25 protein-coding genes are annotated in these 26,166 nt (G+C 74.4%); 14 read left to right on the top strand and 11 right to left on the bottom strand.

From position 1 onward, the window contains the following. On the bottom strand, nt 1-1,179 hold the full coding sequence (locus AB0C76_RS22960) for a CaiB/BaiF CoA-transferase family protein (protein WP_359968421.1): 1,179 nt from the start codon (nt 1,177-1,179) through the stop codon (nt 1-3). Nucleotides 1,180-1,668: 489 nt separating this feature from the next. On the opposite strand from AB0C76_RS22960, the gene AB0C76_RS22955 reads away from it, so the two are divergent. The 5 genes from AB0C76_RS22955 (at nt 1,669) to AB0C76_RS22935 (ending at nt 6,168) form a co-directional block, all read left to right on the top strand. Then, on the top strand, nt 1,669-2,193 hold the full coding sequence (locus AB0C76_RS22955) for a GNAT family N-acetyltransferase (RefSeq protein WP_359968418.1): 525 nt from the start codon (nt 1,669-1,671) through the stop codon (nt 2,191-2,193). Nucleotides 2,194-2,306: 113 nt separating this feature from the next. Continuing rightward, nucleotides 2,307-3,299: a hypothetical protein gene (locus AB0C76_RS22950; protein ID WP_359968415.1), complete on the top strand. Its 993-nt coding sequence runs from the start codon at nt 2,307-2,309 to the stop codon at nt 3,297-3,299. Between the two features lie 16 nt (nt 3,300-3,315). Beyond that, the gene (locus AB0C76_RS22945; RefSeq protein WP_359968412.1) at nt 3,316-4,587 is read left to right on the top strand and encodes a histidine kinase; all 1,272 of its coding nucleotides are present in this window, start codon (nt 3,316-3,318) and stop codon (nt 4,585-4,587) included. 135 nt (nt 4,588-4,722) lie between these two features. After that, nucleotides 4,723-5,394 (top strand): response regulator transcription factor, encoded by a 672-nt coding sequence (locus AB0C76_RS22940; RefSeq protein ID WP_359968409.1) that lies wholly within the window; start codon nt 4,723-4,725, stop codon nt 5,392-5,394. A gap of 120 nt (nt 5,395-5,514) precedes the next feature. Next, nucleotides 5,515-6,168: a Pr6Pr family membrane protein gene (locus AB0C76_RS22935; RefSeq protein WP_359968406.1), complete on the top strand. Its 654-nt coding sequence runs from the start codon at nt 5,515-5,517 to the stop codon at nt 6,166-6,168. A gap of 31 nt (nt 6,169-6,199) precedes the next feature. Here the strand turns inward: AB0C76_RS22935 and AB0C76_RS22930 are convergent, their stop codons facing one another. From AB0C76_RS22930 to AB0C76_RS22920, 3 genes are all read right to left on the bottom strand, one after another. Next, a complete protein-coding gene (locus tag AB0C76_RS22930) occupies nt 6,200-6,574 on the bottom strand; it encodes a toxin Doc (RefSeq protein ID WP_359968403.1) in 375 nt (124 codons plus the stop codon). Nucleotides 6,575-6,585: 11 nt separating this feature from the next. Then, nucleotides 6,586-6,798, bottom strand: a complete 213-nt coding sequence (locus tag AB0C76_RS22925; RefSeq protein WP_359968401.1) for a hypothetical protein — start codon at nt 6,796-6,798, stop codon at nt 6,586-6,588. 275 nt (nt 6,799-7,073) lie between these two features. Next, nucleotides 7,074-8,681 (bottom strand): ABC-F family ATP-binding cassette domain-containing protein, encoded by a 1,608-nt coding sequence (locus AB0C76_RS22920; protein WP_359968398.1) that lies wholly within the window; start codon nt 8,679-8,681, stop codon nt 7,074-7,076. A gap of 559 nt (nt 8,682-9,240) precedes the next feature. Between AB0C76_RS22920 and AB0C76_RS22915 the strand changes: the two genes are divergently transcribed. From AB0C76_RS22915 to AB0C76_RS22900, 4 genes are all read left to right on the top strand, one after another. Beyond that, a complete protein-coding gene (locus AB0C76_RS22915) occupies nt 9,241-10,470 on the top strand; it encodes a hypothetical protein (RefSeq protein WP_359968395.1) in 1,230 nt (409 codons plus the stop codon). A 158-nt stretch (nt 10,471-10,628) separates the two neighbouring features. Next, a complete protein-coding gene (locus tag AB0C76_RS22910; protein WP_359968392.1) occupies nt 10,629-12,266 on the top strand; it encodes an ABC-F family ATP-binding cassette domain-containing protein in 1,638 nt (545 codons plus the stop codon). A 129-nt stretch (nt 12,267-12,395) separates the two neighbouring features. Beyond that, entirely contained in the window at nt 12,396-13,079 is a 684-nt protein-coding gene (locus tag AB0C76_RS22905; RefSeq protein ID WP_359968390.1) for a nitroreductase family protein, read from the top strand. 103 nt (nt 13,080-13,182) lie between these two features. Further along, a complete protein-coding gene (locus AB0C76_RS22900; protein WP_359968387.1) occupies nt 13,183-13,788 on the top strand; it encodes a GNAT family N-acetyltransferase in 606 nt (201 codons plus the stop codon). Nucleotides 13,789-13,800: 12 nt separating this feature from the next. On the opposite strand, the gene AB0C76_RS22895 is transcribed toward AB0C76_RS22900, so the two are convergent. Next, a complete protein-coding gene (locus AB0C76_RS22895; RefSeq protein ID WP_359968384.1) occupies nt 13,801-14,754 on the bottom strand; it encodes an aldo/keto reductase in 954 nt (317 codons plus the stop codon). A gap of 306 nt (nt 14,755-15,060) precedes the next feature. Between AB0C76_RS22895 and AB0C76_RS22890 the strand changes: the two genes are divergently transcribed. The 3 genes from AB0C76_RS22890 to AB0C76_RS22880 all read left to right on the top strand — a co-directional run bounded on the left by AB0C76_RS22890 (nt 15,061) and on the right by AB0C76_RS22880 (nt 18,919). After that, nucleotides 15,061-16,602 carry a carbohydrate binding domain-containing protein gene (locus tag AB0C76_RS22890; RefSeq protein WP_359968381.1) on the top strand — a complete coding sequence of 514 codons (1,542 nt, stop codon included), beginning with the start codon at nt 15,061-15,063 and terminating at the stop codon, nt 16,600-16,602. A gap of 156 nt (nt 16,603-16,758) precedes the next feature. Continuing rightward, complete coding sequence (locus AB0C76_RS22885) at nt 16,759-18,237, top strand: SDR family oxidoreductase (RefSeq protein ID WP_359968378.1); 1,479 nt, start codon at nt 16,759-16,761, stop codon at nt 18,235-18,237. 49 nt (nt 18,238-18,286) lie between these two features. Next, nucleotides 18,287-18,919, top strand: a complete 633-nt coding sequence (locus AB0C76_RS22880) for a GNAT family N-acetyltransferase (RefSeq protein ID WP_359968375.1) — start codon at nt 18,287-18,289, stop codon at nt 18,917-18,919. A gap of 100 nt (nt 18,920-19,019) precedes the next feature. Here the strand turns inward: AB0C76_RS22880 and AB0C76_RS22875 are convergent, their stop codons facing one another. Next, nucleotides 19,020-19,763 carry an SDR family oxidoreductase gene (locus tag AB0C76_RS22875; RefSeq protein WP_359968368.1) on the bottom strand — a complete coding sequence of 248 codons (744 nt, stop codon included), beginning with the start codon at nt 19,761-19,763 and terminating at the stop codon, nt 19,020-19,022. 217 nt (nt 19,764-19,980) lie between these two features. Between AB0C76_RS22875 and AB0C76_RS22870 the strand changes: the two genes are divergently transcribed. After that, on the top strand, nt 19,981-20,583 hold the full coding sequence (locus tag AB0C76_RS22870; protein ID WP_359968365.1) for a TetR/AcrR family transcriptional regulator: 603 nt from the start codon (nt 19,981-19,983) through the stop codon (nt 20,581-20,583). 84 nt (nt 20,584-20,667) lie between these two features. Here the strand turns inward: AB0C76_RS22870 and AB0C76_RS22865 are convergent, their stop codons facing one another. The 3 genes from AB0C76_RS22865 to def form a co-directional block, all read right to left on the bottom strand. Next, complete coding sequence (locus AB0C76_RS22865) at nt 20,668-21,195, bottom strand: hypothetical protein (protein ID WP_359968362.1); 528 nt, start codon at nt 21,193-21,195, stop codon at nt 20,668-20,670. Nucleotides 21,196-21,264: 69 nt separating this feature from the next. Beyond that, entirely contained in the window at nt 21,265-21,909 is a 645-nt protein-coding gene (locus AB0C76_RS22860; RefSeq protein WP_359968360.1) for a class I SAM-dependent methyltransferase, read from the bottom strand. Then, nucleotides 21,906-22,550, bottom strand: a complete 645-nt coding sequence (gene def, locus AB0C76_RS22855; RefSeq protein ID WP_359968357.1) for a peptide deformylase — start codon at nt 22,548-22,550, stop codon at nt 21,906-21,908. The genes AB0C76_RS22860 and def overlap by 4 nt, the downstream gene beginning before the upstream one ends. Before the next feature lie 103 nt (nt 22,551-22,653). On the opposite strand from def, the gene AB0C76_RS22850 reads away from it, so the two are divergent. Further along, complete coding sequence (locus tag AB0C76_RS22850) at nt 22,654-23,226, top strand: winged helix-turn-helix domain-containing protein (protein ID WP_359968355.1); 573 nt, start codon at nt 22,654-22,656, stop codon at nt 23,224-23,226. Between the two features lie 7 nt (nt 23,227-23,233). Here the strand turns inward: AB0C76_RS22850 and AB0C76_RS22845 are convergent, their stop codons facing one another. After that, complete coding sequence (locus AB0C76_RS22845) at nt 23,234-25,072, bottom strand: protein kinase (RefSeq protein ID WP_359968352.1); 1,839 nt, start codon at nt 25,070-25,072, stop codon at nt 23,234-23,236. Nucleotides 25,073-25,223: 151 nt separating this feature from the next. Continuing rightward, on the bottom strand, nt 25,224-26,159 hold the full coding sequence (gene hemC / locus AB0C76_RS22840) for a hydroxymethylbilane synthase (protein ID WP_359968349.1): 936 nt from the start codon (nt 26,157-26,159) through the stop codon (nt 25,224-25,226). Nucleotides 26,160-26,166: the final 7 nt, after the last annotated feature.

Genomic DNA, 26,166 nt, shown 5'->3' with positions numbered 1-26,166 from the left:
CTACGCTCCTTGGTCTGCTGCGGAGTTGCCCGGGTCGGAGCCCAGGAGGGGCACGTCCCAGTCGCGGGCCACCTCGGCGGTGTGCGCGCCGGGCCTGGCCGGCGGCCGGCGCAGCGCACCGGGGGTGACGGAGAACCGCGGGGCGGGGGCGGGTTGGGTGACCCCGTCCGCTTCGACGTAGGTGCCGCGCGCCGCCAGGTGAGCGTCGGCGACAGCCTGGCGCAGCGTCAGGACGGGTTCCACGCAGGCGTCGGAGCCGGCGAAGACGGCCTCCCACTCGGCGCGGGTGCGGGTGGCGAAGCGTTCGGCGATCAGGGCACGCAGCTCGGGCCAGCGGGCGAGGTCGTGCTGGCCGGGCGCGTCCGGGCCGAGGCCGAGCAGGCGGGCGAACTCGGCGTAGAAGCGCGGCTCCAGCGCGCCGACGGCGAGGTGGCCGCCGTCCGCCGCCCGGTAGACCGCGTAGAAGGGGGCGCCGCCGTCGAGCAGGTTCACGCCCCGGCGGTCCTGCCAGTGGCCGGCCGCGAGCAGGCCCCACAGCATGCTGCCGAGGTGCGCGGCGCCGTCCACGATCGCCGCGTCGACGACCTGGCCGGTGCCCGCGGCGCGGGCGTGGTGCAGGGCGGCGAGCAGGCCTACGACGAGGTAGAGCGAGCCGCCCGCGTAGTCGCCGAGCAGGTTCGCGGGAATCCCGGGCGCCTCCTCGGCCCCGCCGGGGGCGGCGACCAGCCCGAGCACGCCGGCGACCGCCGCGTAGCCGATGTCGTGTCCGGCCTGCGCGGAGCGCGGCCCCTCCTGCCCCCAACCGGTCATCCGGCCGTACACCAGCGCGGGGTTGCGCGCGAGGCAGGCGTCCGGGCCGACGCCGAGCCGCTCGGCGACCCCGGGCCGGTAGCCCTCGATCAGCAGGTCGGCCCGCTCGACGAGGTCGAGCACCCGGGCAGGCCCGTCGGGGGACTTGAGGTCGATCAGCACCGAGCGCTTGTTGCGGTTGGTGACGTCCCGCGCCGGGTCGATGCCGAGCGGCGAGGGGTCGGGCCGGTCCACCCGCACCACGTCGGCGCCGAGGTCCGCGAGCAACATGCCGGCGAACGGCCCGGGCCCGATCCCCGCGAGCTCGACCACCCGCACACCCGCCAACGGACCGGCGCCCGAGGTCTGGGAACCACTGGTGTCACGCACTGGCTGCAGAACCCTTCGGGGTTTGACAGTAAAGCTGTAACACTCGCGATGATAGAGAAGCGACCCGCCGGTAACAAGACCTCGACACCCCAACCGTCCGTGCCGGAACGGCCGCGGAGGGTCCCTCCGCCCACTGACGATTCCGCCCGGTGACGTCATCACATCGCGAGGGGCATCACCCCTCCCCACCCCTCCCCTGCGGCGGGCGCTCCGGACCGCGAGTCCGGCCCCAGGGGCTCGCCACCACTCGCCAGGACGAGGACGTCTCCTTCCTCCTCGACACTCGACACTCGACACTCGACACTCGACAGCGGCTACGAGACGACGACCGACGGGCAACGCCCGTTCCCGGACGGGAACGACCCGTGACGGCAGCTCCTCACGACCGGGGGCAAGGCGATCGGCGGCATGCCGAGTCCGTGAGGCGGACGCCGAGGGTAATGGTCTATGGTGCACTTTATCTATTACGGACGACACGGGGGAACCGCCATGACCGTTGCCGGGCGCACGATCGTCGCCGAGACCGGCCGCCTGCTGCTGACGCGGCCGCAGGATGACGACGTGGAGGCGGTGTTCGCCGTCCACGGGGATCCGGAGACCAACCGGTACAACCCGCACGGGCCGCACCGGGAGCGCTCGGAGAGCCGGGCGATGCTGGACGGCTTCCTGACGCAGTGGACGCGGGACGGGGTCGGGTACTGCACGGTGGCGACGCGCGAGGAGCCGGGGACGGTGATCGGATTCGCGGGGGTGTGCTTCCACACGCTGGACGACGAGCCGGTGTTCAACCTCTACTACCGGTTCCGGCCCACCGCCTGGGGGCTCGGGTACGCGGCCGAGGCGGCCCGGGCCGCGCTCGCAGAGGCCTTGCCCCGGTTCCCGGGCCTGCCGGTGACCGCGCTGATCCATGCCGACAACCTGCCGTCGCGGCGGCTGGCCGAGCGGCTCGGGCTGGTCCCTGACCCGGACGGCAGGGTCGACCACGAGGAGCGGCTGATCCACCGGATGCCCTGAGACCCGGCCCCTCCCCGGGGCGCAGGATCCCGTTGCCGGATCCCCCGCCAGGGGGAGGGGGATCGTTTGCAGGGCCGACGTGCCGTCCCCGCCCCCGGCGCGACCGTAGGGGCATGAGGAACAGAGAAGATGTGGTGCGGGGCGTCGCGGCCGGAGTCGCGATGGCCTCGACGGTGCCCTACCTGACGCTCAAGTTGCTGTGGCTGAGCGGGTCCGAGGTCGGCGTGCGCGACCCGGGCTCCATGGACAAGCTCTGGTTGCTCAACCTCATCACCTTCGGGATGGACGTGATCGCCCTGGCGCTCGCGCTCACCTTCGTCCGGCCGTGGGGCCGACGGGTGCGGGCCGGGCTGGTGGCCTTCCCGATGTGGGTGGCGACCGGGCTGCTCGGGACGATCCTGGTGGCCGTGCCGGTGTCGCTGCTCGCCGGGCTGGTGCTCGGCCCGGAGCACCAGAACGCGGCGCAGCAGGCCGACGACGGCCTCGCGGGCTGGGTGTTCGGTCTGGTGTACGGCGGGTTCTCGGTGCAGGGCGTGGCGCTGATCCTCGCGTTCGTCCTGTACGCCCGCCGGCGCTGGGCGGGCCTGCTGCACGACCGGATCGGTGACCTCCCCGACTCCCCCACGCTCGTCGTGCAGCGCGTCTTCGCGGGCGTGGCCGCACTCCTCGGACTGGGCGTCGCGGTGGCCCGGGCGTACTGGGCGGCGGGCGGGACGCTCGGGCTGCCGCTGCGCTGGGTCGAGGAGCGCAGCAGGTCGGTCGCGACGATGGACGCGGTGACGGCGCTGATGGCGGTGGCCGCCGCCGGCTCCCTGCTGGTGCTGGTGTTCCGGGTCGGACCGGGGCGGCGGCTGCGGACGCCGTTCGCGGTGACGTGGACCGCGGCCGGGTCGGTCTTCGCCTGGGGCGCCTGGCAGTTGGTGGCGTTCGGGAGCACGACGACCGTCCCGGACCTGCCTCGCGCGGTGCCCGGGCTGCTGGTCCTGGTGGAGGCCGGGCAGGTCGTGGCCGGGCTGCTGGTCCTGGCGGCGGGCGCGATGGCGCTGACCGAACGGGCGGCGACCGCCGCCGCGAGGCCGTCGCCTGCCGTAGAGTCGCGCGCGTGACCACGGGGGCGGGCAGGTGAACACGCGCGCGCACGCGCAGCGGCAGGGGCGGATCCGACGGACGACGGAGACGCTGTTCGGGCGGCGGGCACGGCTGCGCTGGGTGCACCTGGTGCTCGGCGGCGCCCTGCTGATGCCGTACTGGCTGCTGTCACAGGTGCTGCTCGGGGCGCTCAACAACAACCAGTCCCACCTGCGCCAACTCCTGCTCCAGCTCCTCTCGGTGGGCACCTCGCTGCCGATGGCCGCCGTCACCGCCCTGCTGCCGACCGTCCGCACGCTGGAGAGCGCGGCGGCACGGGCCCTGTGCACGCCCGACCGGCCCGAGGCGTTGGCCACCGGCCCGGCGCGGTCGTGGGCGGCCCGGCGCCGCGCGGCCGGCTGGTACGTGCTGCACCTCTTCCTCGGCGGGGTGGTCGCCGGCATGACGCTGACCGGGGCACCGTTCGCGGTCGTGCTCATCTTCCACTTCCCGGGGGCCAACGACCTCACCCGCTACTGGGAACGGGACTTCCCCGGCTGGATGCTCACCGGCGTCGCCCTCGGTCCGGCCGTGCTGGCCCTGATCGTCGGCACCAACGCGGCGTGCGGCGCGCTGCTCGCCCGCTGGGCGCCCGTCCTGCTCGGCCCGACCCCCGAGGAACGGCTGGCCGTGGCCGAACGCCGGGCCGCCGTGCTCGCCCAGCGCAACCGGCTGGCCCGCGAGCTGCACGACTCGGTCGGGCACGCGCTGAGCGCCGTCGGCATCCAGGCCTCGGCGGCGGCCAGGGTGCTGCGCAGCGACCCGGACTTCGCCGCCGAGGCGCTGGCCGCGATCGAGGAGACCGCGCGGGCCGCCGTCGCCGAACTCGACACGGTGCTGGGGCTGTTGCGCGAGGAGGAGACCGGCGACGGACCCGCCGGCCCCACCCTGGCCGGGCTGGACGACCTGCTGCGCCAGCTCGCCCGCACCGGCGTGCGGGTCGACGCCGAGCTCTCCCCCGGCCTGGACCGGCTGCCGCCGGCAGTCTCCCGCGAGGCGTACCGGATCGTCCAGGAGGGCCTGACCAACGTACTGCGGCACGCCGGGCCCGCGCCGGCCGCGCTGCGGGTGGCCCTGGCGGACGACCGGGTGGACATCGAACTGACCAACCCGCTGGGCTCCGCACGCCCCAGCCGCCCCGGCGGCGGGCGCGGGCTGCAAGGCATCGGGGAACGGGCGGCGGCGCTGCGCGGTGGCAGCGAGGCAGGGCTCACCGGGGACGGGGCGGCGTGGCGGCTGGCCGTCTGGCTGCCCGCCGGCCGGTAGGAACGGACGGAACGCCGGAAGGACGCCGACGAGTAGCGACCGGACTCCGACCACGCACCGATCAGAAACCGACCGAGCACCGACCGGGCACCGACCGACGCCGACCGACGCCAACCAACCGACGGGGAAGAAGAGATGACGGGGAACATCCGCGTGGTGATCGCGGACGACGAACGGCTGGTCCGGATGGGCCTGCGGGTGGTGATCGACGCCGAGCCGGACCTCGACGTCGTCGGCGAGGCGGCGGACGGCGCCGAGGTCGTACCGCTGGTGCGCGAACTGCGGCCGGACGTCGTACTGATGGACGTCCGGATGCCCGGCATCGACGGGATCCGGGCGACGGAGCACCTGGTCGGCGGGATGGCCGAACCGCCGCGGATCCTCGTCGTGACCACCTTCGAGCACGACGACCACGTGTACGACGCACTGCGGGCCGGCGCCGCCGGGTTCCTGCTGAAGCGGGCGCGGGCCGAGGAGATGGTGCAGGCGGTGCGGCTGGTCGCCCGCGGGGACTCGCTGCTGTTCCCGGCGGCCGTCCGGGAGCTCGCCCTGCGGCACGCACCCGCAGCCGCCCGCGGCGCCGCCGTCCCGGACCGGGGGCCGTTCGGGCGGCTGACCGAGCGCGAGGCCCAGGTGCTGCGGCTGATGTCCACCGGGCTGAACAACGGGGAGATCGCGCGGGAGCTGGTCGTCAGCCAGGAGACGGTGAAGACCCACGTCGGCAGCGTGCTCGCGAAGCTCGGCGCCCGGGACCGCACCCAGGCGGTGATCGCGGCGTACGAGTCGGGGTTCGTGCTCCCGGGCTGAGCCGCTCGACACCGCCACACAGAAACGATTCTTTCGTCCGGCCACTACCAGCGAGTAGAGTGCTTCGATCCCCTGCCCGTCCGATACCTCCCGTATCGCCTGAAACGAACTGGTGGCCGCATGTCAGTCCGGACCCGCCCGGCGCTGTGGTGGCGCATGGGCATCGCGCTGTCGGCATTCCTCGGTCTGACGCTCGGCAACGCGTCGCTGGTGTACTTCACCGTGCAGAGCAACGTCATCGTGCTCGGCTACTTCATCGGCGCGGCCTACTGGATGCTCGAGCGCGGCACCGTGGACGCGCCCGCGCCCCGGCTGCGCGGTGCCGCCACGCTGTACATCGTCATCACCGGGCTGGTGTCGCACGTCCTGCTCCAGCACGGCGCCAACCCGCTGCCGGGGCTGGTCGACGGGCCGGACAGGCTGGCGCACTGGTCGTCGTTCTTCCTGCACTACGTGACGCCGGTGATGGTGGTCGCCGACTGGCTGCTGCTCAAGCCCCGCAACGCCTCCGCCTGGCGGGACATCCCGCTCTGGCTGGCCTTCCCGCTCGGCTACGCGGCGATCGTGCTCACCCGCAACGCGCTGTTCGCCGACTTCCCGCTGAAGTACCCGTACTTCTTCTTCGACCCGACCACCAAGGGCTACGGCTACGTGTGGGGTCAGATCGGCATGCTGACGGTCGAGTTCGTCGTACTCGGCGCGGCCGTGGTCGGCCTGGACCGGCTGGGCACGCTGGTCGCGGGCAAGCTGCGGCCCGCCGCCACCGAGGCGTAGCACCGGACCCCGGCGGCCGATCGATCACCGGTCAGATCCGCCAGGAGCGGATCCGGTCGGCCGCCGCGTAGACGTCCGCCCGGCCCTCGGCGACGTCCCGGGCCAGCTCCGCCAGCGCCCCGTACGGAGGGTCGACACCCTCCCCGGCGGCGTGCATGTACGCGGCCGTGGTCATGCAGGCGTACAGGTTGTTGCGCACCGGTAGCGGTCGCAGCAGGACGATGGTGTGCATCAGCGTCGCCGCGCACCACGCGGCGTCGGCCTCGTGCCCGAGCTGCGCGGTGTCGACCCGGTGCCGGGCGACGGCGGCCTGGAGCGCCGAGTAGTCCCGCACGCTGAGGTCCTCCGGCGAGGCGTGCTCCTGGACGTCCAGGAGCCAGCGCAGATCGACGTGCAACACCGTCACGCCCGCACCCCTCACGCGGCCGGCGCGTCCTCCGGGAACGCCGCGTCGAACTCCGCGCGGTGCTCCTTCCAGAAGGACACCGCGTGATCGACGAAGACCCGCCGCTGCTGCTCCCGCACGCTCACGTCGTGCACGTACGCCTTGACACTCTTCCCGTCCGCGGCCGCCGCCGCCCGGATCGCGGCGAGCTCGTGCTCGGTGTACTCGATGTTGAGCGCTGGCATGACCCCGATGCTACTGGCTCCCAAGGCAGTTGAACACCGGACCGCACCGCGTCAGGGAAGGACGCAACCCGCTCTTCGGCCGCGGCCGGGGGGTGCGCGGGGTGGGCACGGTGGTGGCGCTCGCGGCACCGGTCGGATGACGACCGGGGTGACGGAGCCGGGAGTGGCCGTGGCGGGCCCGACGAGCCTGCCGGGCTCAGGGAGTCGACCCTGAGCCCGGCCCGCCGGGTGCTGTCGGAAGAGGAGGAGCACCACGGGGCGGCGAGCGGCAACGGCTACATCGGGTCCACCGCCCTCAGCTCCCCGTCCAGCTCCAGCCACCGCGTGAGGCCCAGACCGCGCAGGAACGGCAGGTCGTGGCTGGCCACGATCAGCGCGCCCTGGTAGGCGGCGAGCGCCTGGGTGAGCTGGCGGACGCTGGCGAGGTCCAGGTTGTTGGTCGGCTCGTCGAGCAGCAGCAGCTGCGGCGGCGGGTCGGCCAGCAGCAGGGCGGCCAGGGTGGCCCGGAACCGCTCGCCGCCGGAGAGCGTGGCGGCCGGCTGGTCGGCCCGCCCGCCGCGGAACAGGAAGCGGGCGAGCCGGGCGCGGATCGCGTTGTCCCCGGCGGCGGGGGCGAACCGCTTGACGTTCTGCGCGACGGTGAGCCCGTCGTCCAGCAGGTCGAGCCGCTGGGGCAGGTGGCGCAGCGGCACCGGCGTGGTGACCTCCCCCTCCAGCGGGGCGAGTTCGCCCGCGACGGTGCGCAGCAGGGTGGTCTTGCCGCTGCCGTTGCCCCCGATCAGCGCGATCCGCTCGGGGCCGCGCAGGTCGAGGTCGGCGGTGGCGCCGTTCGGCAGCCGGACCTTCTGCAGGGTGAGCACGGTGCGCCCGGCCGGGACGGCGGTGCGCGGGAGGTCGATCCGGATCTCGGCGTCGTCGCGGACCGCCTCCTCGGCGGCGGTGAGCCGCTGCTTGGCCTCCTCCAGCCGCTCGGTGTGCATGCCGGTGAGCCGGCCCGCCGTCTCCTGGCCCTGGCGCTTGAGCATGCCGGCGAAGATGTGCGGGTCGTTGCGGGTGACCGAACGCTTCTTGCCGTAACTGGCGCTGCGTTCGAGCCGGATGCGGGCGTCGGCGAGGTCCCGCTTCTGGCGCTGGACGTCGGCCTCGGCGCTGCGCAGGAGCCGCTCGGCCGTCTCCTGCTGGGCGGCGAGCGTGCGCTCGTACTCGGTGAAGTTGCCGCCGTACCAGGTGATCCGGCCGTCGCGCAGGTCGGCGATCTGGTCGACGTGTTCGAGCAGCTCCCGGTCGTGGCTGACGATCAGCATGACGCCGCGCCAGCCGGCCACCGTCTCGTAGAGCCGCTCGCGGGCGGCGCGGTCGAGGTTGTTGGTGGGCTCGTCGAGCAGGAGGACGTCGGGGCGGCGCATCAGCAGGGCGGCCAGGCGCAGCAACACGGCCTCGCCGCCGGAGAGTTCACCGGTGGTGCGGTCGAGGTCCAGGCGCTGGAGGCCGAGCTTGTCGAGGGTGGCGCGGGCGCGCTCCTCGACGTCCCAGTCGTCGCCGACGGCGTCGAAGTGGTGCTGGGCGGTGTCGCCGGACTCGATGGCGTGCAGGGCCTCGCGGGCGGCCCGGACGCCGAGCGCCTCGTCCACCCGCAGGGCGGTGTCGAGCGTCAGCCCCTGGGGCAGGTAGCCGAGTTCGCCCGCGACGCGGACGGTGCCGCCGGAGGGCGTGAGGTCCCCCGCGATCAGCCGCAGCAGCGTGGACTTGCCTGCGCCGTTGAGCCCGATCAGGCCGGTGCGGCCGGGGCCGACGGCGAGCTGGAAGCCTTCGAGGACGGACCTGCCGTCGGGCCACTCGAAGTCGAGGTCGGTGCAGAGGACGGCGGTGGTGGGTTGTGCCATGGTCGGCCTCCCGGTTGGTTGCTGGTGAAGAACGGGGTGAGCAACACGGGGAGACACCGCGGGTGCGGAAGGGTGCGACGGAGCTCGGTGGAGAACGGCGGATGGCGGCGGAGGACAGCTGAGGAACGCCGCACGAGCCGTGGGGAACCATGGGGGCCGTGACCGAGGTCGCACACCATGACGCACACCGCGCGGCGAAGCGGCCTGCGCGGCGGGGCGGTGTCCTGGGACCTCAGTAGTTCAACGGCCTGCTCCTGTTCGGGTGACTGACGGACACGACGCTACGGACCCCGCGCGCCGCTCCGCAACCGAATTTCCGTACGCCCCGCGGACCGGCGTCGGAGCCGGCGGGGCCGGCGCCGGCAAAGGCGGCGAAGGCGGCAGAGCCGAGGTGCCGATACGGTGCCGATCCCGTGACAGCCTCGTCGCAGTCGGGGGTGGAGGTGAGAGAGCCCATATGCGGCATGGCAGACTCCTCACCTGCCATACCTGCGGCCCTCGCGGCCGTACCCGCGGATCGGGCCGTATGGCGTTCCATACACAGGGGGAACCGAACACAATGTCACCTATATCCCGGACCACCCGTGCCGCCCTGGGCGCCTCCGTCGTCGCGCTGACGATGGTGCTGGCCTCGGCGTGCGGCCCGGACAACAGCGACAGCTCGAACGGGGCGCAGACCGCGGCGCCCACCACCGCTGCCGCGGCGGGGGACACGGCCAAGCCGGGCGCCGCGCCGATCAAGCTCCCGACGGTCGACGAGATCAAGAAGTGGAAGCCGGAGGACTGGGAGAAGTGGGCCCAGGCCAACGTCATCACCCCGGCCGTCAAGGGCTACTGGGACCTGCAGAAGATCCTGAAGGCGAAGCCGGTCAAGCCGGGCCTGGGCAACCAGCCCACCGGCCAGCCGACCGCCCCGGCCCCGACCAGCGCCGCCCCGGCGCCGGCCCAGCCGACCTCGCAGGCCCCGGTCCAGCCGCCGGCCGACGGCGGCAACGACCCGAAGCCGGCCCTGGTCCAGATGAAGCCGGTCCCGCACCCGTTCGCGAAGAACCTGAACGTCAACGGGAAGCTGTTCTTCATGGACGGCAACCAGGAGTACGTCTGCTCCGGCACCGTGATCTCCGACCCGGCCAACCCGGGCAAGAGCAACCTGGTGTGGACCGCGAGCCACTGCCTGCACGGCGGCAAGGGCGGCAAGTCGCACACCAACATCGTCTTCGCCCCGGCCTTCAACAGCAACGGCGCGCTCAGCGGCGGCAAGCAGGGCTCGCTGGCGCAGGCCGAGCCGTTCGGCGAGTGGGGCGCCACCGCCGGCATCGTGTCGCCGACCTGGGCCGGCGAGGCCGACCCGGAGAGCGGCGGCCCGTGGAGCCAGTACGACTTCGGCATCATCCGGGTCGCCAACCCGGACGGCAGCGGCAAGTCGCTGGAGGAGACGGTCGGCGGCTCCGTGCCGGTCTGGTTCAACGCCCCGCGCGACCAGATCACCGCGGTCAGCAGCTACGGCTACCCGGCCGCCAAGCCGTTCGACGGCATGGAGCTGGACCACTGCGACGGCCCGAAGCCGGTGCGCCGCACCATCGACCCGTCCCGCCCGGCCATGCTGACCTCCGGCTGCAACGGCACCGGCGGTGACAGCGGCGGCGGCTGGTTCGCCGTGAAGGACGGCAAGCAGGTGCTGGTCTCGGACACCTCCATCGGTGGCGAGGACAACACCTGGGAGGCCGGGCCGTACCTGGACGACGTCGCGGCCAAGGCGCTGGACTACATCTCGAAGAAGACGAAGTAGCACCACGAAGCAGCGCGCCACGCGCCTGAACGCGTGAGCGTCCAGGCGCGTGAGCGTCCAGGCGCGTGAGCGTGTGAGCACCGGGGCCGTGGCTGGGAACAGCCGCGGCCCCGGTGTTTTCCGCCGGGGGCCCACGGCTCCGTAGAATCGGCCCCATCATGAGCGCCACACTCGTAGTCAAGGACCTCAGCGCCGGCCACGGCGAACGCACCCTCTTCTCCGGCCTGGACCTGGTCGTCGCCCCCGGCGACGTGATCGGCCTGGTCGGTGTGAACGGCGCCGGCAAGTCGACCCTGCTGCGGCTGCTGGCCGGGCTGGACACCCCCGAGGCGGGCTCGCTGCGGCTCAGCCCGGCGAGCGCCAACGTCGGCCACCTCCCGCAGGAGCCCGAGCGGCGCGAGGGCGAGTCGGTGCGCGACTTCCTGGCCCGGCGCACCGGCGTCGCGGCCGCGCAGGCCGAGCTGGACGCGGCCACCGAGGGCCTGGTCGAGGGCCGCCCCGGCGCCGACGACGCGTACGCGACCAGCCTGGACCGCTGGCTCGACCTCGGCGGCGCCGACCTGGAGGAGCGCGCCGAGGAGGTCGCCGACTCGCTCGGCCTGAAGGTCTCGCTCGACCTGCCGATGACGGCGCTGTCCGGCGGCCAGGCCGCCCGGGCCGGCCTGGCCTCGCTGCTGCTCTCCCGCTACGACGTCTTCCTGCTCGACGAGCCCACCAACGACCTCGACCTGGACGGCCTGGAGCGGCTGGAGTCCTTCGTCAAGGGCCTGCGCGCCGGCACCGTGCTGATCAGCCACGACCGCGAGTTCCTGGCCCGGACGGTCACCAAGGTGCTGGAGCTGGACCTGCACCAGCAGCAGGTCAACCTGTACGGCGGCGGCTACGAGGCGTACCTGGAGGAGCGGGCGGTGGCCCGCCGGCACGCCCGCGAGGAGTTCGAGGAGTACGCCGACACCAGGTCCTCGCTGGAGGCGCGCGCCCAGATGCAGCGCAACTGGATGGAGCACGGCGTGCGCAACGCGCGCCGCAAGGGCGGGGACAACGACAAGAAGGCCCGCGCCACGCGCGCCGAGTCCACCGAGAAGCAGGCCTCCAAGGCCCGGCAGACCCAGCGGATGATCGAACGGCTGGACGTGGTCGAGGAGCCGCGCAAGGAGTGGGAGCTGCGGATGGAGATCGCCGCCGCGCCGCGCTCCGGATCCGTCGTCGCCACCCTGCGCGCGGCCGTCGCCCGACGCGGCGACTTCGCCTTCGGCCCGGTGGACCTGCAGATCGACTGGGCCGACCGGGTCGCGATCACCGGCGCCAACGGCGCGGGCAAGTCCACGCTGCTGGCCGCCCTCCTCGGCCGGCTCGAACTCGACGGCGGCAGCGCGGTACTGGGCTCGGGCGTCGTGGTCGGCGAGGTCGACCAGGCGCGCGGGTCGTTCCTCGGCGGGGAGCCGCTGGTGGAGGCGTTCTCCGCCGCCGTGCCGGAGCTGTCGCCGGAGGACGTGCGCACGCTGCTCGCCAAGTTCGGCCTGAAGGCGGTGCACGTGCTGCGCCCGGCCGCCACCCTCTCCCCCGGCGAGCGCACGCGCGCCGCACTGGCGCTGCTCCAGGCGCGCGGGGTCAACCTGCTCGTGCTGGACGAGCCCACCAACCACCTGGACCTGCCCGCGATCGAGCAGTTGGAGTCCGCCCTCGCGTCGTACACCGGCACGCTGCTGCTGGTCACGCACGACCGGCGGATGCTGGACACCGTCACCGTCAACCGGCGCCTGGAGGTCCGGGACGGACGGGTGCACGAGCTGTAGGCCCGGAACGGTGCCGCCGGTTGCCCCGGGTTCCGCCGGTTCCCCGGGGTGCCGCCGGTTGCCCCGGGTTTCGCCGGGATTGGTCTCGACCTCTTCCCGGCGGAACCGTCATGTGCTGTGCTGTCCGCCATGGTTGAGAGTGCAGAGAGCGCAGTGGCGGAGACGTCCCACCCGACCGTCCCCCACACCCCGATGACCGTGCCGGCCCACGAGGCCGAGGCCCGCAGCAGGTCGTTCCACGACGTGATGGCGCAGCGCCGCACCGTCCGCGACTACTCCACCCGCCCGATCCCGGACGGCGTGGTCGAGTGGGCGGTGCGCACCGCCAACACCGCGCCGAGCGGCGCGCACGTGCAGCCGTGGCGGTTCGTGGTGATCACCGACCCGGAGCGCAAGCGGCGGCTGCGCGAAGCCGCCGAGGCGGAGGAGCGCGAGTTCTACGCCCACCGGGCCTCGGAGGAGTGGCTGGAGGCGCTGGCGCCGATCGGCACCGACTGGCGAAAGCCGTTCCTGGAGGACGCGCCGGCGGTGATCGTCGTGTTCGAGGTGCACAAGGGGCCGAGCTCGCCGCGCCCGTACTACACGAAGGAGTCGGTGGGCATCGCGGTCGGACTGCTGCTGGCCACGCTGCACCAGGCCGGACTGGCCACGCTGACGCACACGCCGAGCCCGATGAAGTTCCTGAACGAGGTGTGCGAGCGCCCGGCGGAGGAGCGCGCCGCGTACGTGATCCCGGTCGGCTACCCCGCCGAGGGGGCGCGCGTGCCGGACCTGCGGCGCAAGGGGCTCGACGAGGTGCTCGTGCGGCTCTGAGCGCTCCTGCGACCCCGGGCCGCCGGACGCCCGCCTCCCGCGTGCTTCCGGTCCACGGCGACACCGCTGGTGACAGGTCCCGGCCAAGGACATAATCGCCGTCATGGGCGACGCACAGCCACGGTCCTGTGACCACCACCCGGCGGCGCCGGGCGAGGCCACCGCCGGTCGGCCCCCGGAGCTGCTGCGGCTGGCCGGCGGCGTCTCGCTGCACCGGCGGCTGAGCGCGCACACCGCAGCGCTCCACAGGGCCGTCCGCGCCAACCTGGACCACCTGCGGCCCTGGCTGGAGTGGGCGGCCGAGGCGCCGAGCCGGGCCAGGACGGCCCGGCTGACCAGGGCCGGAACGGCGGCCTGGGACGCCGGCACCGACTTCATGTACCTGGTCGGGCTGGACGCCGAACCCGGCAGCGTGATCGGCGCGTTCGGCCTGCACGCCCGGATCGGTCCCGGCGCGCTGGAGATCGGCTACTGGGTGAGCGCCCGGCACGTCGGCCGCGGCATCGCGACCACCGGGGCCGGGGCGCTGACCTCGGCCGCGCTGGCGCTGCCCGGGATCGCGCGGGTGGAGATCCGCTGCGACCAGGCGAACGGCGCCAGCGCGGCCGTCCCGCGCAAGCTCGGATACCGGCTGGAGCGGACAGCCGACGCCGCCGTCCGGGCCCCGGCGGAGACCGGACGGCAGCAGGTGTGGGTCAAGGAGCGGTAGGACCGGCGGTGCTCAGTAGCGCCCGCCGGTCGCCGACGGGATCGCGTCCAGCTCGGCGAGGTCCGCCGCGGAGAGCACGACGCCGGCCGCGCCGGCGTTGTCCACCAGGTAGCGCGGGGTCCGGGTGCCCGGGATCGGGAAGACGTACCGGCCCTGCGCCAGCGTCCAGGCCAGCGCGACCTGCGCGGGCGTCGCGCCGATCCGCTCGGCGACCTCCCTGACCTTGGCGACCAGCGCCAGGTTGGCCTTGAGCGCGTCCTGCTGGAAGCGCGGCAGCCGGCGGCGGAAGTCGTCGGCGGGCAGTTGGTCGAAGGAGGAGATGCTGCCGGTCAGGAAGCCGCGGCCGAGCGGCGAGAACGGCAGGAACGCGATGCCCTGCTCCTCGGTGTACGGCAGGACGTCGGCCAGCGCGTCCCGGGTCCACAGCGAGAGCTCGGACTGCACGGAGGCCACCGGGTGCACCGACTGCGCCCGCTCGATCTCCTCGACGGTCGCCTCGGACAGGCCGATCCGCCGCGCCTTGCCGGCCTGGACGACCTCGGCGAAGGCGCCCCAGGTCTCCTCGATCGGGACGGCCGGGTCGACCCGGTGCAGCTGGTAGAGGTCGACGTGGTCGGTGCCGAGGCGGCGCAGGCTCTCGTCGATCGAGCGCCGCACGTGCTCGGGGCGCCCGTTGCGCTCCCCCTGGCCGCTGCCGCCCGGGACGATGCCGACCTTGGTGGCGAGGAACGCGCGCTCGCGGTACGGACCGGCGAGAGCTGCGCCGACCACCTCCTCGTTGGTGTAGGGCCCGTACATGTCGGCGGTGTCGATCAGCGTGACACCGAGGTCCAGCGCTTGGCGGATCACCTGGACGGACTTCTCGTCGTCCCGGTTCCGCACGTCGTAGGCGTGGGTCATCCCCATGCAGCCGAGGCCGAGGACGCCGATCTCCGGGCCGTTGAGTCCGAACGGGGCGGTGCGCATGACGACGGTTCTCCGATCTGATGGCTCAGTGGGTCAACGGGGAACAGCCTCCACCCTGGAGTGCACTCGAGGTCAAGCACCGCACGGTTCCCGGCCCGTCCGGAGCCGTCTCCTTAACCCCGTCCTAAGACCGGCTCCCGGCGGCCTCCGGGACCGTGGAAGTGCTTGACGTGCACAGCTGGTCTAGTCCAGTTTGATCCTCGGCACCCCCACGCAGCTCCCCGCACCGGACCACGCCCCCAGTCGGCCGCCCGCGCCTCCCACGTCCGCGGCGCGGACGACCCACCGTCCCCGAGAGGCACCCCCATGCCCACCGCGCCCCACGACGCCCCCGCGCACCGCCGATCCCCGGGCCGCACCAAGCTGTTGAGCCTCGCGGCGGCCACCGCGCTCGCGGCCGGCGGCCTCGCCGCCCTCGCCGGGAACGCCGGCGCCGCCGACACCGACCTGCTCGCCAACGCCGGCTTCGAGAGCGGCTCGCTGAACCCGTGGAGCTGTTCCGCCGGCACCGGCAGCGTCGTCAACTCCGGCGCCCACGGAGGCACCTACGCGCTCAAGGGCGCGGCGAGCGCGAGCGACACCGCGCAGTGCGGACAGACCGTCGGCGTGCAGCCCAACACGACGTACTCGCTGAGCGCCTGGGTGCAGGGCCGGTACGTGTACCTCGGCGCCACCGGCAACGGCGTCGCCGACCCGGCCACCTGGACCCCCGGCGGCACCGACTGGCAGCAGCTGTCGACCAGGTTCACCACCGGCCCGAGCACCACCAGCGTCACCGTGTACCTGCACGGCTGGTACGGGCAGGGCGCCTACCTCGCCGACGACGTCACCCTCACCGGGCCCGGCGGCGCGGGCCCCAGCCCGACCGCCACGCCGACCGCGACGCCCACCGGCACCCCGACGGGCACCCCGACCGGCACCCCGACCGGCGGGCCGACCGGCGGGCCGAGCACCCCGCCGCCGAACGTCGCCCTCCCGGTCGCCCCCTACATCGACATGGGCGCCTGGCCCACGCCGTCCATGCCCGACATGGCCAAGGCCGGCAACCTCAAGGGCTACACGATGGGCTTCGTGACCGGCGTCGGCTGCAAGGCCAGCTGGTTCAACGCCTACGACCCGCGCACCGGCTGGGCCAAGGACCAGGTGGACGCGCTGCGCGCGGCCGGCGGCGACGTCAAGCTCTCCTTCGGCGGCGCCGGCGGCACCGAACTCGCCGCCGCCTGCACCACCGTGGACTCGCTGTTCGCCGAGTACGACGCCGTGGTGAAGGCCTACAACCTGCGCTACGTCGACTTCGACATCGAGGGCGCGGCGATCGCCGACACCGCCTCCAACGACCGCCGCTCGGCCGCGCTCGCCAAGCTCCAGCAGGCCAACCCGGGCCTCAAGGTGTCCTTCACCCTGCCCGTCCTGCCGGAGGGCCTGACCTCCGACGGCGTCGCCATCGTCAAGTCGGCCCGGGACGCGGGCGTGAGCGTCGACCTGGTGAACATCATGGCGATGGACTACTACCGCTCCGGCACCGACTACGGCAACGCCGCCGTCCAGGCCGCGCAGGCCCTGTTCGGCCAGCTCAAGGCGCTGTACCCGGCGAAGACCGACGCGCAGCTGTGGGCCGCGGTCGGCGTGACCCCGATGATCGGCGAGAACGACGACCACCAGGTCTACGACCAGGCGGCGGCACGGCAGCTGGTGACCTTCGCCCAGCAGAACCACCTCGGCCTGCTGGCCTTCTGGGACGCCACCCGGGACGCCAACGCGTGCACCGGCGGCTCGCTCTCCAAGTGCACCAACATCCCGCAGCAGCCGTACGAGTTCGCCGAGATCTTCGCGAAGTACGCGGGCTGACCCGGGGATTCCCTGCGGCGGGGTGCCGGCGGGCCGAACGGCCACCGGCACCCCGCCGTTCGCACCCGGCCGGCTCGCACCCCGGTTTATTGAGGTCACATCACATGCGCCCCTCCGTTACAGTCCGACCCACGGCACGACCTCAAGGGGGCGGACATGACGGTCCGGACGATTCCAACGGAAGACCACCAGCACGACCTGGCCGCCGGCCGCGGCACCGCGGGCGCCGGTGCCGGCAGCGCCGCGGAGACCGTCACCGCCGAGGAACTCGCCGCGCTCGGCCGCACCCTGCGCCGCCTGCGCGACCTGCCGCCCCACGACCGCACCCGCCTGCACGCCGAGCGGCAGCTCAGCTCCTTCGTGATGGAGAGCCGCAAGCGCCGCCGCCAGGAGGCCAAGCAGGCCCTCCGGGACGCCGACGCCGCCCTGCTCGCCGCCACCGCGACCGGCGCCCTCGACCGGCGCGAGGACGCCCCGCTCGCCCCGCTCGCCCCGACCGGCGGGGAGCCGACCGGCCGGCCCGTCGGGCAGCTGCGAACACCGCGCCGGTGCTACGTCTGCAAGCAGCAGTACCGCGAGGTCGACGGCTTCTACCACATGCTCTGCCCGGACTGCGCCGCCGACAACACCGCCCGGCGCGGCCTCGGCACCGACCTGCGCGGGCGGCGCGCGCTGCTCACCGGCGGCCGGGTCAAGATCGGCTTCCAGCTCGCGCTCATGCTGCTGCGCGACGGCGCCGAGCTGACGGTCACCACCCGCTTCCCGCACGACACCGTCCGCCGCTTCCGTGCCGCCGAAGGCAGCGCCCAGTGGTGGGAGCGGCTCACCGTCGTCGGGATAGACCTGCGCGACCCGCGCCAGGTCCTCGGGCTCACCGAGCAACTGCGCTCCGACGGCAGGCCGTTGGACATCCTGATCAACAACGCCGCGCAGACCCTGCGCCGCCCGCCCGAGTCGTACGCGCTGCTCGCCGCCGGGGAGCACGACGCCCTGCCCGCCGCCGACCGCCGCGCCGTCGCGCACGCCCCGGGCTTCCGGCCGATGCCCGCGCTCACCGCCGCCTGGCCCGCCGCGGAGCTCGACCCCGCCCCGGCCGCCGCGCACGGGCTGCTGGCCCTGCCCGACGAGGCCGGCCTGCTGCCCGACCTCGCCCCCGGCAACTCGTGGTCCGCCCGGCTCGGCGAGCTCGACCCGGCGGAGGTGCTGGAGACGCAGCTGGTCAACGCGCTGGCCCCGGCCCTGCTCTGCGACCGCCTGCTCCCCCTCCTGCTCGCCTCCCCGCACCCGCGCCGCTACGTCGTCAACGTGACCGCCGTCGAGGGACGCTTCGCCGTCGCCAACAAGACCGGCGGCCACCCGCACACCAACATGGCCAAGGCCGCCCTCAACATGCTGACCCGCACGAGCGCCGCCGAACTCGCCCGCCAGGGCGTGCACATGTGCGCGGTCGACACCGGCTGGATCACCGACGAGAACCCGGCCCCGAAGAAGGCCCGGATCGCCGCCCGGGGCTTCCGCACACCCCTCGACATCGTCGACGGCGCCGCCCGCGTCTACGACCCGATCGTCCGGGGCGAGTCCGGCTCCCCGGTGTCGGGGGTGTTCCTCAAGGACTACCGGGAGGCCGCGTGGTGACCCCGGGATAGGCTGCGGCGGTCGGGATCGCCACATCGGGGGGGAACGCATGGCGCTGGACACCGAACTGACGCACGCCTGGGTGCACGGGCTGGCCGCGGCCCGCCGGTGCCCGACGCCGGTCGAGGTGCCCTGGGGGCTGCGGGTGGACGTCGGACGTGGCAGGGAGTCCGTGCGGCACGTCCTGCTGCGGACCGACGGACGGAACGTCCGCGCCGCCGCGGCCGCCGCCGACCGGCCGTACGCGCGGATCAAGGGGTTCGTCGAACCGGAGGCGGCCCTCGGCCTGCTCGGCCCGGCCTGGGAGCGCAACGCCGACGAGCTGATGATGACGACCGTGCTGCGCCGGGAGGAGGTCCGCCTGCCCGCCGGCTACAGCGCGGAGGTCGAGCGCGGCGACGGCGTGGCACACGCCCGGCTCCTCACCCCGGACGGCGAGTTCGCGGCCGGCGGCCACACCGGGGTGCACGGCGCGCTCGCCGTGTTCGACCGCATCGAGACCGACGGGGCCCACCGGCGCCGCGGGCTCGGCAGCGCGGTGATGCGGCTGCTGACCGACGCCGCCCTCGACGCGGGCGCGGAGACGGCGGCCCTCGGCGCGACGGAGGAGGGGCGGGCGCTGTACGCCTCGCTCGGCTGGGAACTGCGGGGCCTCATGGCCGGGTTCGTCCGCCGCACCTGACCGGCACACCCGACCGGCGCACCCGGTCGCCCCACCCGACCGGCACACCCTCGCGCCACACCTGAGCGACGCACCCGAGCGACACGGCGAGCCGACCGCCTCAGCGGCCGGTGGCCAGGTTGGCGCCGCCGGTGCAGTCGAGGACCACGCCCGTCACGAAGGTGTTGGCCGCGAACATGTGGATCGCGCGGGCCACGTCCTCCGGGCGGCCGACCCGGCCGACCGGGGTGGTGGCGGCGAGGCCGTCGAACAGGGCCTTGCGCTGCTCCTCGGGCACGCGCTCCCACCACGGGGTGTCGACCACGCCGGGCGACACCGCATTGACCCGCAACGGCGCGAGCTCGACCGCCAGCGGCGGCACCATCGCCTCCAGCGCGCCGTTGATGGCGGCCAGTCCGGCGGTCCCCGGGATAGCGGCGCGGGCGGAGGCGGCGGTGATCAGCGTGACGGAGCCGTCCGCCCGCAGGTGCGGCAGGGCCGCCTGGAGGACCCGGACCTGCGGCCAGAACTTGGCGTCGAACCCGTGCGCGAGGTCGGCCAGGTCCAGCCGGGCGAACGGTCCGGAGCCGGCCGCGCCGCTGACGGCGAGGACCAGGTGGTCGACGGTGCCGCCCCCGGCGAAGAAGGCCGCGACGGCTTCGGTGTCCGTCGCGTCGACCGGCGCGCCGGTGGTCCTGCCGCCGATCCGCGCGACGGCCGCGTCGAGGCGCCCGCGGTCCCGTCCGGTGATCACGACCTCCGCGCCGTCGGCGGCGAACGCGGTGGCCGCGGCCTCGCCGATGCCCGAGCTGCCGCCCATCACGACGACGCGCTGTCCGGCGAAGAGGTCCGACGTGGTGCTCATGGTGGTGCTTCCTTCCGACTTGTCGAGACTGCTCGTTCCGGCAACGATGATTGCCGAGACTGTTAGTCTTGTCAACGGAGAACCCCGGACGGACAATCCCGGACGGACAATCCCGGACGGACAACCCCGGGACGGACAACCCCAGCCGGCCGGCGCCGGACGACCGCAGGGCGACAGGACGACAGGACGACAGGACGAGAGGACGAGAGGACGACCGATGAACGCGACGGACCCCCAGCCGGGCGCCGCCCGCCCGCACACCGGACGCCGCCGCAACGAGGCCGCCCACCGGGCCATCCTCGACGCGGCCCTGCGCCTCCTCGCCGAGTCCGACGGCACGCCCGTGACCATCGACGCCATCGCCCGCACCGCGGGCGTCGGCAAGCAGACCGTCTACCGCTGGTGGCCCTCCAAGGGCGCCGTCCTCCTCGACGCGCTCTCCGCCCGCGCCGACCAGGACGTCGCGGGCCCCGACTCCGGGGACCTCCGCGCCGACCTGCGCGCCTTCGTCGCCACCACCTTCGACGCCGCCCAGCAGGACACCAGCGCCTCCGCCCTGCGCGCCCTCGTCCGCGAGGCCGCCCGCGACCCCCACCTGGCCGACCTGATGCAGACCTTCACCGCGACCCGCCGGACGGCCCTGCGCGAGCTCCTCGTCCGCGGGCGCGAGCGCGGCCAGCTCCCCGGGGACGCCGACCTCGACCTGATCGTCGACCAGGTCTACGGCGTCTTCTGGTACCGCTTCCTCCTCGGCCACGCCCCCCTGGACGCCGATGCAGCCGACCGGCTCGCCGCGTCCCTGGTCGCCGGGGCGCAGTAGCGGCCCCGACGAACGACGCGTGCGCGGGAAGCCGGCCGATCCGACGTCCCGCGCACATCACCCCGGCGGCCGGCGCCACGACGGCTACCGGCCGGCGGCGGACCGGCGGCGGTAGTACGCGAAGGCCAGGGCTAGCACGATCGGACCCCACAGCACCGCCGGGCCGGTGCACACCCGGGCCAGCGCCAGCCACCAGCCGTTCCGGTAGCCGACCTCGTCGACCACGCCGACCCACGCGAGCGGCTGGAGACCGAACAGCCCCACCAGGACCAGCCCGCCCACCGCCGCGGGCCCGGCGGCCGCGAGCGGCGGCACCCGGCGGCCCGCGAGGAACGGCACCCAGCGCGGGAAGACCTCACCCCACCCCGCGACCAGACCGAGGGTCAGCAGGCAGAGCGCCTCGGTGAGCACGCTCAGCCCGACCACGTAGCCCGGCGCCCACCAGGGCATCGGCGGCCGGTTCGGGTCGATCGTGCCCATCTCGAAGCCGGCCGCGAACGGGAGCCGCCACAGGCAGTGCGGCAGCACGACGAACGGCAGGGCCTTCGCCAGCCGCAAGGCCCAACGCTGCACGGGACGTTCGGTGTCGCCCAGGGGAATCGTGATCGCCATGGCTCCACTCTCGGCGCGCGCCTGGGCCAGGACGTCGTCCACCCGGGCGAACCCCCTCCCCCGCGAGAGCTATCCGGCGTCCGCCAGGACACAGACGTACGAACGATCCGCGCGCGACGGATGCGGCTGCTCCACGCGCGTGGTGACGGTGAACCCGGCGAGCGCGAGCAGCTCGACGAGGCGCGAGGCGGGCACCAGATGGGACTCGTACGACACCGGGTGCCCGTACCCCTCGGCCGGCCGCAGGTGGACGTCCCCCACGTGGCCGCCGAGCAGCAGTCGCCCCCCGGGCCGGAGGACGCGCCGGAACTCGCCGAACAGCGCGGGCAGTTGCCCCGGCGGCGTGTGGTGGACGGAGTACCAGGCCAGGACGCCGCCGAGACTGCCGTCCGCGGCTTCCAGTGCTCCCATCGAGCCCCGCACGAACCGGAGTTCGGGGTACGCGAGCCGGGCGAGCCGGACCATCTCGTCCGACACGTCCACCCCGTACACGTCGAGTCCCAGTCCGGCCAGGTACGCCGCCAGCCGTCCGGGCCCGCACCCGAGATCCGCAACGGGCCCACCACCCGAGGACCGGACGAGTTCGGCGAAGGCGGCCAGCACCGCGCGCGAGACCGGGTCCAACTCCTCGGGCGGGATGACGAGTCGGACGTAGTCGGTGGCGACGGCGTTGTAGGACGCGCGGACGGCGGCGAGGTGGGAGGGTTCGGTCACGCGACCGATTCTGCGGCGCGGCAGCGGCAGGAGGAAGCACAAGCCACGGCCGGACCGGTCCAGTCCGAGCGGGCGGCAGCGGCCTCCCGCTCCGCGAGGACGCCCGCCCGGAGGTCCTCCGTCCGACGCAGGACGTCCTTGCGGTCGCGCCTGCCGAGCCGGTCGACGTAGAGACCGCCGCCCAGGTGGTCGCTCTCGTGCTGGAGGCAGCGGGCGAAGTACCCGGTGCCGACGACCGTGCGCGGGGCGCCCTGCCAGTCGTAGCCGCGGACCACCACGCGGGCGGGCCGGGCCAGCGTCGCACGGGCGCCGGGCACCGACAGGCAGCCCTCGGTGTCCTCCAGCAGGGGGCGACCGGGCGACTGCGCTTCGACGACGGGGTTGAGGAGGTGGCCGACGTGCCGGACGCCGTCGTCGTCGGCGCAGTCGTAGACGAACAGGCGGAGGTCGACGTCCACCTGGTTGGCCGCGAGCCCGGCGCCGTCCGCGACGTACATCGTGGCGAACATCGCGTCGATCAGGCGGGCGAGTGCGGGGCTGCCGAAGTCCTCCGGGCCGGCCGGGCGGCACGGGCGGTGCAGGACCGGCTCGCCGATCTCGGTGATCCGCAGGATCGCGGGGCGTTCACGCGGGTCGGGCATCGGCGCTCCTCGTGGGCGGGCGTGGCGGCTCGCGTCCGGGCTCGAACGCCGGGCAGGCGTGCCGGGTTTGCGATGGGCTTTGCAAAGTAGCAGACTTTGCAAAGTGACCGAGGAAGACCTGACCGTCCCCGCCGCCGCCGCGCTCCCCGAACACGCCGTGCGCACGGCGCTGCTGGAGCTCCTGGCCGAGCGCGGCACCGTCACCTCCACCCAGGCGGCCGGGCTGCTCGGGTACAGCTCCGGGCTGTGCTCGTTCCACCTGCGGCAGCTGGCCCGCCACGGGCTCGTCGAGGAGGCCCCGGCCGCCGACGGGCGGGCACGGCCCTGGCGCCTGCCCCGGGAGACGCCCCGACACGCCGGCCCGGAGGAGGAGTTCGGCGAGCTCGCACGCGGGCTGGAGGACGAGAGCTACCGGCGCTGGCTCGCCCGTCGCACCGAGGCACCGGCCGAGTGGCAGCACGACGACGCGTTCAGCGCCGTCGTCCACCTCACGCCCGCCGAGCTGACGGCCGTCGGGGAGGCCGTCCGGCAGGTGCTGGCCCGGTTCCGCGGCCGCGAGCACGGCCCGGCCGCCCGGCCCGCCGGTGCGCGACCGGTCGCCGCCGTGGTCCGGCTGTTCCCTCTGCTGCCCGAGACCGGGGTCGACAGCGGGCCGGACGGCCGGACGGCCGGCTGACGGGTGCTCACTGCACGATCAGGTACCGCTGCTCGCTCGATCCGCTGACGCACACCACCGCGCCGCAGTTGGAGCCGTTCGAGGTGAAGGCGATCCACAGGTAGGTGCCCGGGGTCGTCGGGGTCCAGGTGTACGACGTCGCGGCCTGCCACGGGAGCTTCTGCCACGTCCCGTTCGGGAGGAGCAGGTCCACCTGGGAGCTGGTACCGGACGCCGCCCAGGTCAGCTGGACGGGCTGTCCGACGCGGACCACCGCCCGGGAGGCGGGGAGCACCAGGATCGGGGCCGGGGGGACGTGTGCCAGCTGGTTCACGGAGCCGCCGCCCGCGGGCTTGACGTAGAGGTAGCGGACGCCGCTCATGCCGCTGGCGACCTTCTGGGAGGAGCTGGTCGCGCTGTCCAAGGCCCACTGATAGAGGCCCGACGTGGTCGGCGTGAAGGTGCAGTTGGCGGAGGTCAGCGAGCCGGAGGCGCGCCACTCGCCGTCGCCGACCTTGGTGAAGACCCTGGTCACCGCGCCGGTCTTGGTCCAGCTGAGGGTGACCGGGGTGCCCTGTTCGACGGTGGCGTTGTCGGCCGGGCCGACGAGGGTCGGGATGCTCGGCAGGTCGGCCGGCGGGCTCGGGGGGCCCGTCGTCTCGGCCGGGCCCGGGCCTCCCGCGTTGCCGTTGACCCCGCCGTTGACGCAGTCGGGCGGGCCGGCGTCGTCGGTCGCGACGACGAAGCCGTTGCCGAGGTCGTGCGTGTCGGGGGCGTCGCGCTGGAGGTACAGCGGCACGGCGACGGCCGCGGCCACGAGCGCGAGCACCGCGGGGAGCAGCAGCCACGGCCCGGCCCGGCGCCGGCCCCCGCCGGGCGGCGGCACGTTGGAGAACACGGTGGGCGTCCGGGCGCCCGCGGGCGGCGGCACCGGCGGGGCGGTGACGGGGGGAGCGGCGAGCGGTGGGGCGGCGGGCACCGGCGGGGCGGCCGCCGCCTCCACCCACGGCGTGTCCGGGACGGCGGGCCGCGCCCGCAGCGGTTCCGGCAGCCACGAGCCGCTCGCACCGCCGTACTCGGGCGGCCCGAGCCGGGCGACGAGCTGGGCGGGGGTCGGCCGGCCGACCGGGTGGCGGGCCAGGCAGGACGCGACGACGGGCCGCAGCTGCTGGGGCACGCCGGAGAGGTCGGGCTCGCTGTGCATGATCCGGTAGAGCAGGACCTGCGGGTCCCCGCTGCCCCAGGGCGAGCAGCCGGCCGCGTGGCAGAGCACCCGGCCGAGCGCGAACACGTCGGCGGCGGGGCCGACCACACCGCCCGCGATCTGCTCGGGGGCCATGTAGCCGGGCGTGCCGAGCACGACCCGGGTGCGGGTGATGGAGGCGCCGTCCAGGGCCCGGGCGATGCCGAAGTCGATGACCCGCGGACCGTCCTCGCTCAGCAGGACGTTGGAGGGCTTGAGGTCCCGGTGCACCAGTCCGGCCCGGTGGATCGCCTCCAGCGCCTCGGCCAGGCCGGCGCCGAGCACCCGCAGGGCCGGTTCCGGCAGCGGTCCGTGCGCGGCGACGGCCGCCTCCAGGGAGGGCCCGGAGATGTGCGCGGTGACCAGCCACGGCGGGTCGCCGTCCGGGTCGGCGTCGACGACCTGCGCGGTGTGGAAGCCGCCGACCCGCCGGACGGCCTCCAGTTCGCGGGTGAAGCGGCGGCGGAACTCCGGGTCCGTCGCCAGGTCCCGGTGGACGCACTTCACCGCGACCAGCCGCCCGCCCGGGGACCGCCCCAGGTAGACGACCCCCATCCCGCCACTGCCGAGCCGGGCCAGCAGCCGGTACCGGCCGCCGACCGTCGTCGGATCGGTGGGCCTCAAGGCCTCCACGTCAACCCCCCGGCGCGTCCGCACGCTCGTCCGATCGATCGTCAACTCCCCCACCGTGCACCCGCATCATGGCAGGTGTCACTCGCATGGAAAAGCTGTCACCGTTCCGTGAAGAAGATCGGCCGGGCGGCGGCGCGGGGCCTCAGTGCGGGATCGCCGCGATCAGCTCGTGGGCGCCCTGCCGCTTGAGGGCCAGGGCGGTCGAGGTGCCGAGGTCCTCGGGGGTGAGCGCGCCGGCCCACTCGTGGGCGTCCAGCACCTGCTTGCCGTCCGGGCTGAAGACCCGTCCGCGCATCGACAGGCGGCCGTCCGGCTCGGCGCGCGCGTAGCCGGCGATCGGGCTGTTGCAGTGGCCCTGGAGGACGTGCAGGAACATCCGCTCGGCGGTGGCCTCGCGCCGGGTGTCGTGGTGACCGAGCGCGGCGACCGCGGCGATCGTGGCCTCGTCGTCCTCGCGGCACTGGAGGACGAGGATGCCCGCGCCGATCGGCGGGCACATCGCGTCGACGCCGAGGACCTCGGTGACGCGCGCCGACTCGCCGATCCGCTCCAGCCCGGAGACGGCCAGCAGCAGCGCGTCCGCCTCGCCCGCGGCGAGCTTGGCGAGCCGGCTGTTGGCGTTGCCGCGGATCGGCACGCACACCAGGTGCGGGTGGGAGGCGGCGAGCTGGGCGACCCGGCGGACGGAGGAGGTGCCGATCCGGGTGCCGGGCGGGAGCTCGTCGAGGGTCAGGCCGCCGGGGTGGACGAGGGCGTCGCGGATGTCGTCGCGGCGCAGGTAGGCGGCGAAGACGGTGCCGGCGGGCAGCGGGCGGTCGGCGGGCACGTCCTTGAGGCAGTGCACGGCGACGTCGGCCTCGCCGGCGAGCAGCGCGGCGTCCACCTCCTTGGTGAACGCGCCCTTGCCGCCGAGCCGGGCGAGGTCGCCCGTCCACCGGTCGCCGGAGGTGGTGACCGGCACCACCTCGGTGCGCAACCCCGCCTGCAGGGCGGCGAGTTCGGCGCGGACGCGCTCGACCTGGGCGAGTGCCATGGGCGAGGAGCGGGAGACGATGCGGATCAGCTCAGCGGTGGCCATGGCGCGA

The sequence above is a fragment of the Kitasatospora sp. NPDC048722 genome, assembly GCF_040650235.1.
GTDB lineage: Bacteria > Actinomycetota > Actinomycetes > Streptomycetales > Streptomycetaceae > Kitasatospora.
The sequence above is the reverse complement of the archived record's forward strand: the minus strand, read 5'-3'. Positions and strand labels throughout refer to the sequence as shown.

Excerpts from the sequence above, each read along its gene's own strand:
- AB0C76_RS22890 (WP_359968381.1), top strand. The coding sequence starts at position 15,061 with ATGCCCACCGCGCCCCACGACGCCCCCGCGCACCGCCGATCCCCGGGC.
- AB0C76_RS22955 (WP_359968418.1), top strand. The coding sequence starts at position 1,669 with ATGACCGTTGCCGGGCGCACGATCGTCGCCGAGACCGGCCGCCTGCTG.
- AB0C76_RS22915 (WP_359968395.1), top strand. The coding sequence starts at position 9,241 with ATGTCACCTATATCCCGGACCACCCGTGCCGCCCTGGGCGCCTCCGTC.
- AB0C76_RS22910 (WP_359968392.1), top strand. The coding sequence starts at position 10,629 with ATGAGCGCCACACTCGTAGTCAAGGACCTCAGCGCCGGCCACGGCGAA.
- AB0C76_RS22895 (WP_359968384.1), bottom strand. The coding sequence starts at position 14,754 with ATGCGCACCGCCCCGTTCGGACTCAACGGCCCGGAGATCGGCGTCCTC.
- AB0C76_RS22880 (WP_359968375.1), top strand. The coding sequence starts at position 18,287 with ATGGCGCTGGACACCGAACTGACGCACGCCTGGGTGCACGGGCTGGCC.
- AB0C76_RS22870 (WP_359968365.1), top strand. The coding sequence starts at position 19,981 with ATGAACGCGACGGACCCCCAGCCGGGCGCCGCCCGCCCGCACACCGGA.
- AB0C76_RS22940 (WP_359968409.1), top strand. The coding sequence starts at position 4,723 with ATGACGGGGAACATCCGCGTGGTGATCGCGGACGACGAACGGCTGGTC.
- def (WP_359968357.1), bottom strand. The coding sequence starts at position 22,550 with ATGCCCGACCCGCGTGAACGCCCCGCGATCCTGCGGATCACCGAGATC.
- AB0C76_RS22875 (WP_359968368.1), bottom strand. The coding sequence starts at position 19,763 with ATGAGCACCACGTCGGACCTCTTCGCCGGACAGCGCGTCGTCGTGATG.
- AB0C76_RS22905 (WP_359968390.1), top strand. The coding sequence starts at position 12,396 with ATGGTTGAGAGTGCAGAGAGCGCAGTGGCGGAGACGTCCCACCCGACC.
- hemC (WP_359968349.1), bottom strand. The coding sequence starts at position 26,159 with ATGGCCACCGCTGAGCTGATCCGCATCGTCTCCCGCTCCTCGCCCATG.
- AB0C76_RS22900 (WP_359968387.1), top strand. The coding sequence starts at position 13,183 with ATGGGCGACGCACAGCCACGGTCCTGTGACCACCACCCGGCGGCGCCG.
- AB0C76_RS22885 (WP_359968378.1), top strand. The coding sequence starts at position 16,759 with ATGACGGTCCGGACGATTCCAACGGAAGACCACCAGCACGACCTGGCC.
- AB0C76_RS22865 (WP_359968362.1), bottom strand. The coding sequence starts at position 21,195 with ATGGCGATCACGATTCCCCTGGGCGACACCGAACGTCCCGTGCAGCGT.
- AB0C76_RS22920 (WP_359968398.1), bottom strand. The coding sequence starts at position 8,681 with ATGGCACAACCCACCACCGCCGTCCTCTGCACCGACCTCGACTTCGAG.
- AB0C76_RS22935 (WP_359968406.1), top strand. The coding sequence starts at position 5,515 with ATGTCAGTCCGGACCCGCCCGGCGCTGTGGTGGCGCATGGGCATCGCG.
- AB0C76_RS22925 (WP_359968401.1), bottom strand. The coding sequence starts at position 6,798 with ATGCCAGCGCTCAACATCGAGTACACCGAGCACGAGCTCGCCGCGATC.
- AB0C76_RS22950 (WP_359968415.1), top strand. The coding sequence starts at position 2,307 with ATGAGGAACAGAGAAGATGTGGTGCGGGGCGTCGCGGCCGGAGTCGCG.